Source organism: Porphyromonas sp. CAG:1061 (genome assembly GCF_000435035.1).
Classification (GTDB): Bacteria; Bacteroidota; Bacteroidia; order Bacteroidales; family Porphyromonadaceae; genus Porphyromonas_A; species Porphyromonas_A somerae.
Genome location: NZ_HF988868.1, coordinates 1 through 14,011, shown reverse-complemented (window position 1 = coordinate 14,011; position 14,011 = coordinate 1). Strand labels below are relative to the sequence as shown.

General features: G+C 48.3%; 12 protein-coding genes. 5 read left to right on the top strand and 7 right to left on the bottom strand.

Annotated elements, in window-relative coordinates; all coding sequences use genetic code 11:
- From QVO39_RS01880 to hutU, 4 genes are all read right to left on the bottom strand, one after another.
- On the bottom strand, nucleotides 1–618 hold a 618-nt coding region (locus tag QVO39_RS01880), incomplete at its 3' end, for a cyclodeaminase/cyclohydrolase family protein (RefSeq protein ID WP_288171523.1).
- A gap of 13 nt (nucleotides 619–631) precedes the next feature.
- Complete coding sequence (hutI, locus tag QVO39_RS01875; RefSeq protein WP_021902777.1) at nucleotides 632–1,891, bottom strand: imidazolonepropionase; 1,260 nt, start codon at nucleotides 1,889–1,891, stop codon at nucleotides 632–634.
- Nucleotides 1,884–2,858, bottom strand: coding sequence for a glutamate formimidoyltransferase (gene ftcD, locus QVO39_RS01870; RefSeq protein WP_018027672.1), 975 nt, complete (start codon nucleotides 2,856–2,858; stop codon nucleotides 1,884–1,886). Before ftcD ends, hutI begins: the two co-directional genes overlap by 8 nt.
- 5 nt (nucleotides 2,859–2,863) lie before the next feature.
- On the bottom strand, nucleotides 2,864–4,861 hold the full coding sequence (hutU, locus tag QVO39_RS01865; protein WP_021902776.1) for a urocanate hydratase: 1,998 nt from the start codon (nucleotides 4,859–4,861) through the stop codon (nucleotides 2,864–2,866).
- Nucleotides 4,862–5,402: 541 nt separating this feature from the next.
- Here hutU and lpdA point away from each other — a divergent pair.
- Both lpdA and QVO39_RS01855 read left to right on the top strand, forming a co-directional pair.
- Complete coding sequence (gene lpdA, locus QVO39_RS01860; RefSeq protein ID WP_021902775.1) at nucleotides 5,403–6,761, top strand: dihydrolipoyl dehydrogenase; 1,359 nt, start codon at nucleotides 5,403–5,405, stop codon at nucleotides 6,759–6,761.
- Nucleotides 6,762–6,836: 75 nt separating this feature from the next.
- A complete protein-coding gene (locus QVO39_RS01855) occupies nucleotides 6,837–8,258 on the top strand; it encodes a C69 family dipeptidase (protein ID WP_021902774.1) in 1,422 nt (473 codons plus the stop codon).
- A 214-nt stretch (nucleotides 8,259–8,472) separates the two neighbouring features.
- On the opposite strand, the gene QVO39_RS01850 is transcribed toward QVO39_RS01855, so the two are convergent.
- The 3 genes from QVO39_RS01850 to trpS form a co-directional block, all read right to left on the bottom strand.
- A complete protein-coding gene (locus QVO39_RS01850) occupies nucleotides 8,473–10,431 on the bottom strand; it encodes a tetratricopeptide repeat protein (RefSeq protein WP_021902773.1) in 1,959 nt (652 codons plus the stop codon).
- 298 nt (nucleotides 10,432–10,729) lie between these two features.
- A complete protein-coding gene (locus tag QVO39_RS01845; RefSeq protein ID WP_021902772.1) occupies nucleotides 10,730–11,209 on the bottom strand; it encodes a DUF3127 domain-containing protein in 480 nt (159 codons plus the stop codon).
- Nucleotides 11,210–11,239: 30 nt separating this feature from the next.
- The gene (trpS, locus tag QVO39_RS01840; protein WP_021902771.1) at nucleotides 11,240–12,232 is read right to left on the bottom strand and encodes a tryptophan--tRNA ligase; all 993 of its coding nucleotides are present in this window, start codon (nucleotides 12,230–12,232) and stop codon (nucleotides 11,240–11,242) included.
- A gap of 261 nt (nucleotides 12,233–12,493) precedes the next feature.
- On the opposite strand from trpS, the gene QVO39_RS01835 reads away from it, so the two are divergent.
- From QVO39_RS01835 to QVO39_RS01825, 3 genes are read left to right on the top strand one after another with little or no spacing between them, the layout of a single operon-like run.
- Nucleotides 12,494–13,486 (top strand): glycosyltransferase, encoded by a 993-nt coding sequence (locus QVO39_RS01835; protein WP_021902770.1) that lies wholly within the window; start codon nucleotides 12,494–12,496, stop codon nucleotides 13,484–13,486.
- Nucleotides 13,483–13,707: a beta-1,6-N-acetylglucosaminyltransferase gene (locus QVO39_RS01830; protein ID WP_021902769.1), complete on the top strand. Its 225-nt coding sequence runs from the start codon at nucleotides 13,483–13,485 to the stop codon at nucleotides 13,705–13,707. Before QVO39_RS01835 ends, QVO39_RS01830 begins: the two co-directional genes overlap by 4 nt.
- The gene (locus tag QVO39_RS01825) at nucleotides 13,665–13,952 is read left to right on the top strand and encodes a beta-1,6-N-acetylglucosaminyltransferase (protein WP_021902768.1); all 288 of its coding nucleotides are present in this window, start codon (nucleotides 13,665–13,667) and stop codon (nucleotides 13,950–13,952) included. The genes QVO39_RS01830 and QVO39_RS01825 overlap by 43 nt, the downstream gene beginning before the upstream one ends.
- Nucleotides 13,953–14,011: the final 59 nt, after the last annotated feature.

Sequence of the window (14,011 nt, the reverse complement as noted above, 5' to 3'; positions counted from 1 at the left end):
ATGTTGGAGGATACGATGCTCAATATCCGTGATATCTTTCTCTAGACGCTCACAATCATCGGCAAGCTCCTTTACAAAGGCTTGGTCCTTAAGACTCCCTAGATTGATACGTACGTTCAGCAGTGCTCCTAGCACACCAAGACGGCAGTTCATCATAGCAATACAGCCATCGGTGATGGCGTTTTGATTGCCCTTCATCACCACCTTCTCGATGAGAGGAATCAGCTCATAAGTAGTCTTGGCTACCTCCATAGGCACCAATGCAGCTACCTTAGTAGCCTCTTGAATCTTGGCACTTCGTGCTGCCTTCTCCTCGTCCGTCTCCTTAGGCATCTTAAAAGCTTGAGAGACTAGGTCATAAGCGTCGCTATCCCTATCAATGGCTTCGATTAGCTCCTTATGCACCTCTCTAGCCTTCTCTACCACTGCCTTCATCTCCTCCTCTACCTCGACGTATTTCTTACGACCGATGGTGAGGTTCGCCACCATTTCGGTGAGCGAAGCGGCGATAGTACCAGCGAGTGCCGATACGCTACCTCCACCTGGTACTGGATCACTTCCAGCTGTAACGTTGCAAAACTCTGCAAGTGTATGATTTTGTAATAGTTTCTTCTCCATATCGTGATTAGTTTTAGTATTTGTATAGCTTTCCACTCTTAATCGTGGTGTCTACTAGGTTCATTCCAAAGTGATAGCTTAGGAACTTGTATGATGGGTACTTGAGGATTACCGCATCGCCAGCTTTGCCTACCTCTAGGCTACCCACCTTGTCGTGCTGATTGATTGCCTTGGCTGCGTTAATGGTGAGCGCAGCGATCGTCTCCTCCACCGTCATCTTCATGTAGATCGTTGAAAGAGCAATCAGTAGAGGAATAGAAGCTGAGAAGCAACTGCCAGGATTGAGGTCCGAAGCAACTGCCACGCAGCACCCCTCATCGATCATCTTACGAGCTGGTGCATAGTCGTCCATCAGTGAGAAAGCGGTGAGAGGCAAGCAAGTGGCTACCGTTTCGCTCGCAGCAAGCGCCTTGATGCCTTCGTCCGAAATCTTGAGTAGGTGGTCGGCAGAAAGACAGCCCAGTTCAGCAGCGAGCTCAGCTCCACCAATCGGCACAATCTCATCTGCGTGCATCTTCACCTTGAAGCCCAATTCCTTGGCGGCATTGAGCAGACGGCGTGTATCCTCGTGCTCAAAGACATTTTTCTCCGTAAAGATATCAACACACTCAGCAAGGTTCTTCTCCTTCACTAGAGGCAGCATCTCACGGATGATAAAGTCAATGTAGTCGTGCGGACGTCCCTTGTACTCTATTGGTGTATCGTGAGCCCCCATATAGGTGGGGTAGAGCGAGATGGGATGGGTCTCATCAAGGTGGCGAATCACCTCTAGCTGACGGATCTCCGTGTCTCGGTCCATACCATAGCCACTCTTCGCCTCGGCAGTGGTCACGCCCATACGTAGCATAGCATCGAGGTGCTTCTTGGCATGTTCCGAAAGCTCCTCAAAGCTAGCCGCACGAGTTGCCTTGGTCGTTGAGGCAATACCACCGCCACGCTCCATGATGCTCATGTAGCTCTCGCCAGCTAGTCGCCATTGGAATTCATCTTCCCGATAGCCACCAAAGATTAGGTGCGTGTGGGAGTCAATAAACCCAGGGAGGACACATTGCCCTTGGGCATCCACAAACTCCATCCCCTGCTCCTTAGGGCAAGGGGCGTCGCTTTGCTTGCCAGCGTAGGTGACAATTCCATCCTCAATCACCAGCACTGCTGGCCCCTCGATCATGGCAAGGTCACCCATAGCGGAAGCCCCTTTGCGGGGGCCTCCAGCCATGGTAACCAATTGCCCTATATTATATAGGTAGAGACTACCTTTCTCCTTATTATGCATTGGCTTTCTTGAGCTTGTACTCGAGGATCTGCTCTACTGAGAATCCCTCTAGCTGTAGATACTTAGTCATCTCCTCTGCTAGCTGCTCAAGCGTGTACTCACCCTCGGCGATCTCCTCCTTCTTCAGGTAGTAAGCCAGTGACTGCTCTAGAGCCTCCTTAGGAACGAGTCCGATGATCTCTGCCCCTACAATCTTAGCACCATACCTCTGAGCCTCCATGCGTACCATCTCGTGAGCACGATAGATAGCGGTCTTGGTGTAGTCAGTGAGGTTCATAGATACCTGAGACTGATGGCGCTCAGTGAGGTCTACTCCCATACCCTTCACGAAGCGAAGACCACCGCCGATAAAGCGAACACGCTTAGCGATGGCAGTAGCCACCTCTACATCTGGGTGGTCGAGATTGACATTGTAGGCTACAAGAGGCATACGCGCACCCACTGCTACAGTACCAGCAGTTGCGTGGCGCTCAGCCTTGCCATAATCTGGCTTCCACTCAGGTAGCTTGATCTTCTCGGCCATTCCCTCAAACTCACCCTTGCGGATCTTAGCAAGGTTCTTGCGGTCTGGCGAAGTGGCAGAGTCCTCATAAAGGAATACTGGCACACCGATCTCCTCACCGATGATACGACCCACCTCATTCGAAAGCTCAATAGCCTCCTCCTTAGTGACATCCTTGATAGGAATAAATGGGATCACATCTACCGCTCCCATACGTGGGTGCTGGCCTTGATGCTTGGTCAAATCTATCTTAGAAACTGCTACACGTACCGCCTCGAGTACCGCCTCCTTAAGAGGTTGTGGCTCACCCACTAGGGTGACTACCATACGGTTGTGGTCCTCGTCGTTGCTGTAGTCTAGTAGTACTACATTCTCCTTGTTGCGAAGTGGAGCCAAGATGGCCTCCATCACCTCTTTGTTGCGTCCCTCGCTAAAGTTAGGCACGCACTCCATGATCTTTTTCATTGCATTTATTTGATTAAGTTGTTAATAATTTCGTCGTCTACTAAGAATGGCTCCGTGATGTGGTACCCATCGGCGTGTGTCTCATTGAAGCTCTTCACGGTGCTCATTGCATTTTCATTGCGTGCCCATGACCTACGAGCTACACCGCCCATTACGTCCCAAAGCATAGCGGAGCGAATGATCTCATCGGCCCGCTTAGAGCCATCGCAGACCATGCCAAATCCACCATTGATGGACTTGCCGATGCCCACACCACCACCATTGTGCAGTGCTACTAGGCTAAATCCTCTCGCACAGTTACCAGCGAAGCAGTGTACCGCCATGTCGGCCATCACGTTGCTACCGTCGCGGATATTAGAAGTCTCACGGAATGGAGAGTCGGTGCCGCTCACATCGTGGTGGTCACGACCTAGCATGATAGGACCTACCTCGCCATTGCGTACCATCTCATTGAACTTCAGGGCGATATTCATACGACCAAGAGCATCTTGGTAAAGGATACGAGCTTGTGTTCCTACCACCAATTGATTCTTCTCGGCATCACGGATCCATATCCAGTTGTCTCTATCCTGTGCACGACGGTCAGGATCGATGCAATCCATTGCCGCCTTGTCGGTCTTCAGTAGATCCTCATGCTTCCCGCTGAGGCAAACCCATCTGAATGGACCATAGCCATAGTCGAATAGCTCAGGACCCATAATATCCTCTACATAGCTAGGCCAGATAAAGCCATCCTTATCGTCATAGCCATTACGAGAAATCTCCTTCACGCCAGCATCGAAGCAGGCCTTCATGAAGGCATTGCCGTAGTCAAAGAAATAGGTGCCCTTAGCCACCAACTTCTTGATGATCTCAAAGTGGCGACGTAGCCCCTTATCTACCTCCTTCTTAAAGCCTTTGCGATCCTTGAAGAGCATCTCGGTACGCTGCTCGTAGGTAAGACTTACAGGGCAATAACCACCCTCGTAAGCTGCGTGGCAACTGGTCTGGTCGGAGAGTAGGTCAATATGAATATCATGTGCATAAGCATACTCCAGAAGGTCTACCACGTTGCCCAGGTAGGCGATAGAGGTAGGTTTTTTGCTCTCAATACCCTTGCGTGCCATCTCAAAGGCCTCCTCCAGAGAGTGAGCAATGTGATTCACCCATCCCTGCTCGTAGCGGATATGGATACGGCTCTCATCCACCTCGGCCACAATCGATGTAGCACCAGCGATATCGGCTGCCTTAGGCTGAGCTCCACTCATACCTCCTAGTCCGGAGGAGACAAATAGCTTGCCAGCGAGGTTGTCGTCTTGTCCCAAGCCTAGCTTCAAGCGCCCTGCATTCAGAATCGTATTGTAGGTGCCGTGTACGATGCCTTGTGGCCCAATGTACATCCAGCCTCCTGCGGTCATCTGACCATAGTTGGCAACACCCATCTGGGCAGCTACCTCCCAATCCTCAATATTATCGTACTCCCCGATCATCATAGAGTTGGTGATGATCACACGTGGGGCACTTGGATTACTCTTGAATAGACCTAGTGGGTGACCACTTGCCACTACCAGCGTCTGCTCCTCTGTAAGCTCCTCGAGATACTTCTTGGTGAGACGATATTGTAGCCAGTTTTGGAAGACCTGACCAGTCTCGCCATAGGTCACTAGCTCATAGGGGTAGAGGGCGATATCGAAGCAAAGGTTATTGTCGATCATCACCTGGAAAGCCTTCCCCTCAAGGCACTTGCCCTTGTACTCGTCAATAGACTTCGCCTTCATATTGCCCTCAGGGCGATAGCGGTAAGCGTAGATCTTGCCACGGGTCTTTAGCTCCTCTAGGAATTCAGGTGCTAGCTCCTTATGTAGCTCCTTAGGCACATATCTCAGCGCATTACGCAGTGCCACCTTGGTCTGCTCTTTCGTTAGTCTGTACCCACGGTCGGGTGCTCTTCTTACTCCCTTGATAAATTCGGGATAAACTGGTAGAGTGCTGTCCAGCACAAATTTCTTAGATGTTTCCACCATAGTAGGTTATTGTAAGTTTGATAATAAATTTGTCTCTAATTCAGTGACACAAATATACTGAATATATTTGAGGTGGAGGGGCAATATGTTTGAAATTGTGGCGAGAATAAAGGAGGATGGATTTTTGCCCCCTATTTTGCCTCATCTAAATCTATGGGTTAGTAGAGCAAAAGTTTAGTTGCAACTAACCATTTGCTTTGTTGCAACTAAGCAATTGCCGAGTTGCAACTAACCGATCGCTTAGTTGCAACTAAGATTTTGCTTTTGTAGGATTCTGGTTATCAGCTCATTATAAAAGCGTTTTTTGCACTCTCTCCTAACCTATTTTTTGTGGTCTAAGAATTGGTCACGCTAGATTAGTTTGTTCAACTTTCCACAAGTGGGAGGATTGGATTAATGACTGCGGAGTAAACGTCTCAAATTGCTATACCAATCGGCTAGCACTTTGCATCAACTTGTTTTTTTTTTGATGGAGTTTGGGGAATAATGTGTATCTTGTGGAGGTAACAGAATATCTAATCACTAATACAATATATATAGTATGAAAAAATATGACTTGGCTGTGCTAGGGGGTGGCCCAGGGGGCTACAATGTAGCAGCTATCGCGGCAAAAGCTGGACTTAAGACGGTACTCTTTGAGAAAAACAAGGTGGGGGGCGTTTGCCTCAACGAAGGGTGTATCCCTACCAAAGCACTGCTCTATAGTGCCAATATGCTGGATAGCATCAAGGAAGCAAAGAAGTATGGCATCAATATAGAGGGGGAGATCACTGCCGATTACAAGAAGGTGGTGTCGAGGAAGTCTAAGATTGTCCGTAAGCTGGTGGCTGGTGTGGCTCAGAAGCTCAAGAATGCCGGCGTGGAGACGGTCGAGGCGACTGCTACGCTTATCGGTGAGAATGGCGATGGGGTGCTGATCCGTGCCAATGACGAAAGCTATGTGGCAGATAAGGTGATCTTGGCTACTGGCTCTGAGGCGTTTGTACCTCCTATCTCTGGGCTAAGTGAGGTGGAGTACTGGACCAGTCGTGAAGCACTTGATACCAAGGAGCTACCTGAGAGCATCCTGATTGTGGGCGGAGGTGTGATTGGGATGGAGTTTGTCAGCGTATTCAATAGCTTTGGAGTACCAGTCACTGTAGTAGAGATGATGCCAAAGATCCTAGGCCCTATGGATGGCGAGATATCTAGCCATCTTCAGGCTGAGTACGAGAAGCGTGGCGTGAAGTTTTATCTCAATACCAAGGTGGTGGCAGCTTCTGCTAAGGGGTTGACCGTAGAGCTACCCGATGGCACGCAGCAAGAGCTAGAGGGCGAGCGTATCTTGGTGAGTGCCGGTCGTAGAGCGGTGCTGAAGGATCTTGGACTGGATGCCCTGAATGTTAAGGTGGAGCGCAATATCATTGTGGATGAGTATCTCCGTACCTCCAACCCTCGCATCTATGCGATTGGTGATGTGAATGGGCACTCTATGCTGGCACACACCGCTATCCGTGAAGGGGAAGTGGCTGTGAAGCATATTCTTAGTGGCGAGGGCGACCCAATGCGGTATGATGTGATCCCTGGTGTAGTCTATACGCACCCTGAGATTGCAGGGGTAGGAGCCACTGAGGAGGAGCTACAGAAGAAGGGCGTTGAGTACAAGGTGCTGGGCCTACCTGCTAGCTTTGCTGGCCGATTTGTGGTGGAGAATGAGGGAGGCAATGGTCTCTTTAAGCTGCTCGTTGATGCCAACGATGGGCGTATCCTCGGCGGGCACATGATCGGTAACCCATCCTCTGAGTTTATCGTGACCATCGGCATGGCAATGACTGAGAATCTAACGGTCGAAGGACTGAAACGGCATGTATTCCCACACCCAACCGTGTCGGAAATCGTGCATGAAGTACTCTTCGAATAAAAGCAAAGGGGTGTATCGACTAGATACGCCCCTTTTTTCAATAGTAAGAAAGTAAATTAAAAATAGGATTGAAGTATGAAAGAAGAAATGAAGAAGTATCCTTCGGAGTGCACTACGATTATCGTGGGTAGTCAACTGATGGAGGATGGCTCTATGATTGCTGCCCGCTCTGAGGATTGGGATGCAATGGTGGCTAAGAATTTGGAGATCTTTGAGACGACTGATAACGGACCTGAGGAGTTTGTGGCAAAGGAGACGCCATTTAGGTGTCCGCTCCCTAAGCATTGCATTGGTTACTCAGCCCTTTCGCCTTACCACCTTCATGGAGAGTGGGGTAGCGCAGGATTTAATCGTGCCGGCGTGGGGATGAGTGCCACGGAGAGTATCTTTAGCTCTGAAAAGGCACTCGCTTGTGACCCTCTTGTGGAGAGCGGACTAGGGGAGAATTGTGTCTTCAATATTGTCCTGCCCTATATCACCACTGCACGTGAGGGAGTGGAGCGACTAGGCGCTTTGATTGAGGAGTACGGAATTGCTGAGGGCTTTGGGATTAGCTTTATCGATGAGCATGAGATGTGGTACCTCGAGACCGCCTCTGGGCACCGTTGGTTGGCGACTCGTATCCCTGAGGATAAGTACTTTGTCTCTGGCAACCAGAGCCGGTTTAGGGACTACGACCCAAAGGATAAGAAGAATTATCTCGCCTCTAGCGATTTGATTGACTTCGCTCGTGAGCATCAGCTATTTGAGGGTGAGTTCGACTTCCATACCGCTTATGCTAGGGATGAGAAGCTGGATACCACCTACAGCTATCCACGTGTATGGTATCTCCAGAAGCTCTTTACACCTAGCAAGGAGCAGGATGTGACTAAAAATGACTTCCCTGTCTTCATGGGCTCGGATAAGAAGTTGACCCTCCAGGATATCAAGGCGGCATTCCGCACGCACTACAATGATACGGAGCACGACCCTTATCTCCACAGTAATCCTAAGGAGAAGTGGAGACCTATCTCGATATTCCGCACAACTCAAACGCATATTTTGCAGCGGAAGCCTAACCTCCCAAAGGAGATCGCACAGGTGGACTATATGTGTGAGGGAATGGCAGCACTCGGTATCTTTGTGCCTCTCTATGAGGGCATCTCTTCCTATCCAGAAGCGTGGAGAATAGGTGGTGGTGTTTCGGATAATCAGTCGGCTTACTGGCGGCTTCGCCATGTACAGACACTCGGTATGGTGGATTATAATCGCTATGCACCTATCATCAAGGAGACCTATCGGAAGCTCGAAGAAGAGATCGCACAGCGTGAGCAGGAGATGATTAAGGAGTATCTTGCTATTTATGAGGAGCGCCCGCTAGCCGCTAAGGACTTGCTACAAGAGTTTTCGGACCGTATGCTGAATAAGGTGTTGGAGGTGACCGATGAGCTGACGGAGCACCTATTTACTCTGATCGCAAGGCACACTATGGAGACGTACGAATTCCACGGTGCTTGATCATAGATTAGCTGTAATACAGAAGAGAATGTTGCACGAAGGATGAGATGCAAGGCGCTGAGGATGAGGCCGAAGGGAGCGTACTCACGTACGTGACCTAGGCTGAATTCCGAAAGCAACGCAGCAGATCGCCTTCGTGCAACAGTCTCCAAAAAGAGGGTGCGTGTGAATAGTTATCACACGCACCCTCTCATATTATATTATCGGGAGCCTACTACACTTCGAAGTAGGGCTCAATAGATAGCGTCACAAAGCTGTACTTTGCTTGTCCTGTAAAGCGATCTTTGTGCCGCTGTTGGAAGCCACGTACGATCACGTTATCTCCAACTGATAGCTCTACTGGAGCCACTGATAGATTGACGAAGCTGGGGGTGCCTTGCTCTGTATGGAGTAGGTATTGATCCCCTCGGATATCCTCTACCACTGCCTTAAGAGGATTGAATGTAAGGATGGCTTCGGTAGGATTTACCCTTTCAATATGGTAGATAAATTCGCGTGCTTGTGGGGTATTATTGCCCTTGCGTATTTGTTTCTCGATAAGAAGAACAAAGCGAATAAACTCTCCCTGTGTATATTCATTGGGCTGGCCAGGAAGGTAGTGGTGACGGCTATTGCTATCCATCACGTGGTAGGCGTGTAGTGCTTCGCTATAGCCATTGATCATCCCTACCTGAGTGGGGAATAACTCTTTGGGATCACTCTCTTCGGAGAGGGTGAGCTGTACTACCTTGGTATGCTTGCGGTGGCGCTCTAGTAGCTTGACCATATAGATGTTGCCCCTATTGTCTCCAGGGAGTATGCCTGACTCTTTGGGGGTGACAAGTGCTGTCTTGCCCTCTGGGGTGATTAATTTGAGCATAGGCACTACTTGGTTGGACTGATCTTTGAGCCTCATCGCCATCGCATCGTAGACCATCATTGGCACCTCTGGTAACTCTCTAAAGATGTGTGCTAATGCCGGGCGAGATAGGGTATAGTAGAGGTCTTTATTGTCTTTGCTTTGCACGGTATCGCTAGGGATCATTGCCATGAGGGCAGGGTGCTCTTCGGGCAGTGTGCGTGCTTTCTCAAGGCAGATCTGTGCCACAAAGGAGAGTTCTCTGAGTGCCTCTGCGTACATTTCCTTCTGTATCAATAGCTTTGCTAGCTCGATCCTAGCCTTGGTGATGTACTCGCGGTAGTCGTCTTTTTCCTCCCTAAGTGCCATGCAAAGTGCCCCGAGGCGTATCTCGGGATCGTCGGTGAGGTAGGCATATTCTGCCCATGCCATAGGCTCTTCATTGTCCTGTAGCAGGAGTTCGTAGCGAAGTAGAGCCTCCTGCTCTGCACCTTGTAGTGCCATGATTCGTGCCTTGGAAAGCTGTGCTAAGCTATCCTCAGGGAAGTAGCTGATTGCATCGCTGAGTAGCTGGAGGAGTGGTTCCGGTACCTCTTTGGACTCTTCGACAGTTAGCTCAGTGGTGGCTGTGAAGAGTACCTCCTCGCCTAGTGCACGCTCGATATCACCATAGCCTGCTTTGCCTCTCTGCCAGTCCTCCTGGCGAAGGTTGGCATATCCCCATTTGCTCAAAAGCTCTACAAAGTTTAGGTGATGCCCAAATGCTCTTTTCGCCTCCACGGCTATTTTAAGCATCCTAGAGTGTAGCTCTGAGGGGCGCTCATTATGTAGTGCTAGGTAGTGGTTGTAGGCACCCGCAAACTCTTCGAATGGTATATGCTGGTAGTACCTTGAAAGGAAGCAGTAGATTATCTCAGCATAGGCGGGATGAAGTGCTTCATCGGGGGTCGCATTACTTTCCTCGAGCCATTCGAGAGTGGTATTGAATATCTCTTTTACTCGGACTCTATTCTTTGTCTTTTTGGCTTCCTCTGCTAGGCTAGCAAGTTCGCTATAATGAGGAATGAACTCCATGCGGAGAGCTGAGAGGGACTCTTGTGCCACATTAGCGGTGGCTCCCATATATCCCACGATCTGCTCCATCTGCTCTAGCAGTCTTTGGGCTTCCTCTCTCTTTTCCTCATTAATCTGTTGTGTAGCTAGGTCTTTCAATACCCAAAATAGTGCCGAAGCAGACCATTGGTCTTGATTCTCTTGGTAGTCTTTTTGGGCTAGTGTTAGTGCTTCTGTTAGGTTTCCTTCTTGGCGTAGTGCCATCACCTCTTTAAATCCCATAACAATCTCTTCCTTTCTTTCTCTCTCTCTTTGTGATTTCTTTTGTCTGCTCTCTTAGTAGGATATCACAGGCTCCAGTGGTTTTGAGTCGACTGTTTTTGTGTTGTACTATTAGTGTTGGTTGGTGTCGCTCGGCTATGAATGCCCTGGAGGTATCTCCTTTTATCTCTCTTTGTATATAACTTTAGCTTTTCCCAAAGCTTGTTCTCCCCCGTAGCTTGGTGGTAAATAGGTCAGTAGCAACTAGCTTTCTCGTGGGAGAAAGACTAGTAGCTACTGTCACTTTTCTGGCTTTTATTTAGAATGGCAGGTCGTCGCCACCCCCTTGTTGTGGTCCAAATGGGGCATTGGTGCCTGGCATTTGTGTAGCACCTTGCTGTGGTTGCTGTGGCTGTTGTGGTTGCTGAGGCATGCCATATCCTGGCTGAGGCATCCCGTAACCTGGTTGCTGAGGCATTCCGTAGCCCTGCTGCTGTGGCATCCCCTTCATGATGTTGCGGGCATCGGCACTAGTATACCAACGCTCTTGGTACTCACGGCTCGATAGCTCGTAGGTGACGGTCACGTCCTCACCCATTTGGAGATTGGCAGCGTCTATCCTATCCTTGCCCCATATTTGGAAGCATACTTGCCTAGGATACTGAGCGTAGGTCTCGATTACGAATTCCTGTCTGTACCATTTCTCTCCAGGCTTGTGCTTGCTATCTCCTGACACAAGAGGAAGTATTTTGATCACCTTACCGCTAAGGGTATTCAGATTGTCTGTCATTCCGTTCATTTTCTCGTTCTCTCTTTATCTGTTTTTGTGTTATCTCATCTTAGGAAATCCTATGATCTCTCTTGCCATCTCTACTGTTTGGCGGGCATTCTCCCTAGCCTTCTCAGCTCCCTCTTTGGCCACTCTCTCAAGGAGGTCGGTATCTTTTCGATACTCGATGATCTTCTCGCGGATGGGTGCACAGCAGGCATTGATATCCTCTGCCAATTGCTTCTTGAGGTCGCCGTACCGTATCTCACACTTATTGTAAGCCTCATCAAAGTGCTGGTAAGTATCGGGTGTAGAAACGATGCTCAGGAAGGTAAATAGATTGGCAATTGGCTCTGGCTTAGGTGAATTGGGCTCTGTAGGGCCAGAGTCGGTCACCGCTTTCATCACCTTCTGCTTGATGGTCTTTTCGTCGTCCATCAGATAGATCGCATTGCCTTCGCTCTTACCCATTTTACCAGAGCCATCTAGGCCAGGTATCTTGAGTGCCTCCTTGCCAAAGCTAAAGGACTCTGGCTCGGGGAATAGGTCTACCTCGTAGATATGGTTAAAGCGACGGGCAAACTTCCGTGCCATCTCCATGTTTTGCTCCTGATCCTTACCTACGGGCACCTTGTGTGCTCTGTGCATCAGAATATCCGATGCCATGAGAGTAGGGTAGGTCAGTAGCCCTGCATTGACATTATTGGGCTGCTTACGGGCCTTATCCTTGAATGTGGTGGTACGCTCTAGCTCACCGAGGTAAGCATTCATATTGAGGTACATATACAGTTCCAGCACCTCCTTTACATCGCTTTGCACGTATATCGTAGCTTTATTGGGGTCTAGCCCACAAGCGAGGTACTCGGCTAGGATGGTATGCGTATTATTGAGGATATTATCGGGGTGTGGGTGCGTAGTCAGCGAGTGCCAATCTGCGATAAAGAAATAGCAGTTGTACTCATCTTGCATCTTAAGGAAGCTCTTCATAGCCCCAAAGTAATTACCTAGGTGTAGGTTGCCAGTGGGGCGAATTCCACTTAATACCGTCTCCATATATTAATCTTGTCTCTGAATATTCTTGCTACCTGCTTGCCACGCTCTTAAATCTTATTTTAAATCCTTTGTGATGGCCTTTGCCTTTAGTAGCAGAGCAAAGGTACCCAAATAATATTTATTTTGCCGATTTGGTCTGAGCTTTTTTTGCCCGAATAGCGATGCTAGCCAAAGTGAGCTCCCTTTTTATGGTTTGAGAGGGCCATCTCAGAATTTATGTATAAGTTTGTCAAATAATTAACCAGTCAATTAGCATATTATATGCCTACCCTATCTATAATTATACCGATTTATAATGTTGAGCGCTACCTTAGGCGATGTCTCGATGCCCTTGTCGAGCAGAGCTTATTGCCTTATGAGGTAATTTTGGTCAATGATGGAACCCCCGATAATTCTGGTGTCATTGCTAAAGAGTATGCCGATAAGTACCCCTTTATGCGGTATATAGAGCAAGAGAATCAAGGCGTCTCAGCTGCTCGGAATAAAGGCTTGTCACTAGCCACAGGCGACTTCGTCACCTTCTGTGATCCAGACGATTATTTTGTTCCCTATTTCTGCGAAGAAATAGTAAAAATTATAGATCAACAATCTGCCGATCTCTATCACTATACTTATCAAAAGACATTTAGTGGCTCCGGTCGTGAGTTTGCTGGTGATCTTGGAGTAGCTAAGCTCACACCAATCTATTGTGATGCACTTCTCAAAGGGGAGGTGAAGCTAGGTGAAATGATGGTCTGGATGAATGTGTATAAAAGGTCGATTGTTTCTAAATATGGCATTCAATTTCCGGAGGGAATTGTGATTCATGAGGATGAGGTGTTTAATTTGCGGTATTACAGGCATTCGAACCTGCTACTGAATATTGACAAAGCCTTTTATGTCTATTATATAAGAGAGGAAGGGGCTACCTCTCAAAGTTATGGGGGATTTAACTCCCAAGCGGTACATTCATTTTACAGAAATGCAATAATACTCCTTGAGGAATGGAATGGTGATACCCCACAAGCGGTAACTGACTGCATTAGTAATTATATCCTTCAGTACTTTCGTGCTTTTGCATTAAAAGAGCCTCTTTCAAAAGTTGAGCAATTTGAAGTTGAAGAAGGACTTAAGGAGATAATGGACACTGTAAATAGGTACGATGTAAAGCTTCGAAATGGCTTGAAATATAAGTTGATTAGTAGCTTTTTTCCGCTTTCACGCAAGTTGTATAGGGCTAAGAGATTTATTAAAAGTAAACTTTTGTCGAAGTGAAACACGCCTACTTGATATTGGCTCATGGGGATTTTGAGTTGCTGCAGTGTCTCGTCTCTGCTCTTGATGATGAGCGGAACGACCTTTATGTCCATGTGGATAAAAAAGTGAAAGAGCTCCCTTCGCTAGCGGTTCAGAAATGTCGGCTCTACCTAATTGATGAGCGGATAGATGTGCGATGGGGTTCTGTGCGAATGCTCGAGGCCGAGTTTGCCTTTTGAGGGCTGCTACCAGTAGAGATAGTTATCAGTACTTTCACTTAATATCGGGAGCCGATCTTCCCCTCAAGTCTCAAGATGAGATCCATGCTTTCTTCTCTGCACACCAAGGCCAGGAGTTTATCGGCTACAGCCAGTATGATTACTCAAAGGAGGTGATGGGAAAGGTGCATCGCTACCACCTTTTTGATGATCACTTCAAGGGGAAGGGACCCTCATTCTTCCTGATGAAAGCCACTAGGTCATAATTGAGAATGTTGCACGAAGTGCCATTTTCGCACATTTGACGCAAATGTGCTGAGACTTT

Coding starts and splice junctions, on each gene's coding strand:
- lpdA (WP_021902775.1), top strand. CDS start 5,403: ATGAAAAAATATGACTTGGCTGTGCTAGGGGGTGGCCCAGGGGGCTAC.
- QVO39_RS01850 (WP_021902773.1), bottom strand. CDS start 10,431: ATGGGATTTAAAGAGGTGATGGCACTACGCCAAGAAGGAAACCTAACA.
- trpS (WP_021902771.1), bottom strand. CDS start 12,232: ATGGAGACGGTATTAAGTGGAATTCGCCCCACTGGCAACCTACACCTA.
- QVO39_RS01845 (WP_021902772.1), bottom strand. CDS start 11,209: ATGAACGGAATGACAGACAATCTGAATACCCTTAGCGGTAAGGTGATC.
- hutU (WP_021902776.1), bottom strand. CDS start 4,861: ATGGTGGAAACATCTAAGAAATTTGTGCTGGACAGCACTCTACCAGTT.
- hutI (WP_021902777.1), bottom strand. CDS start 1,891: ATGCATAATAAGGAGAAAGGTAGTCTCTACCTATATAATATAGGGCAA.
- QVO39_RS01825 (WP_021902768.1), top strand. CDS start 13,665: ATGGGGTTCTGTGCGAATGCTCGAGGCCGAGTTTGCCTTTTGAGGGCT.
- QVO39_RS01835 (WP_021902770.1), top strand. CDS start 12,494: ATGCCTACCCTATCTATAATTATACCGATTTATAATGTTGAGCGCTAC.
- QVO39_RS01855 (WP_021902774.1), top strand. CDS start 6,837: ATGAAAGAAGAAATGAAGAAGTATCCTTCGGAGTGCACTACGATTATC.
- ftcD (WP_018027672.1), bottom strand. CDS start 2,858: ATGAAAAAGATCATGGAGTGCGTGCCTAACTTTAGCGAGGGACGCAAC.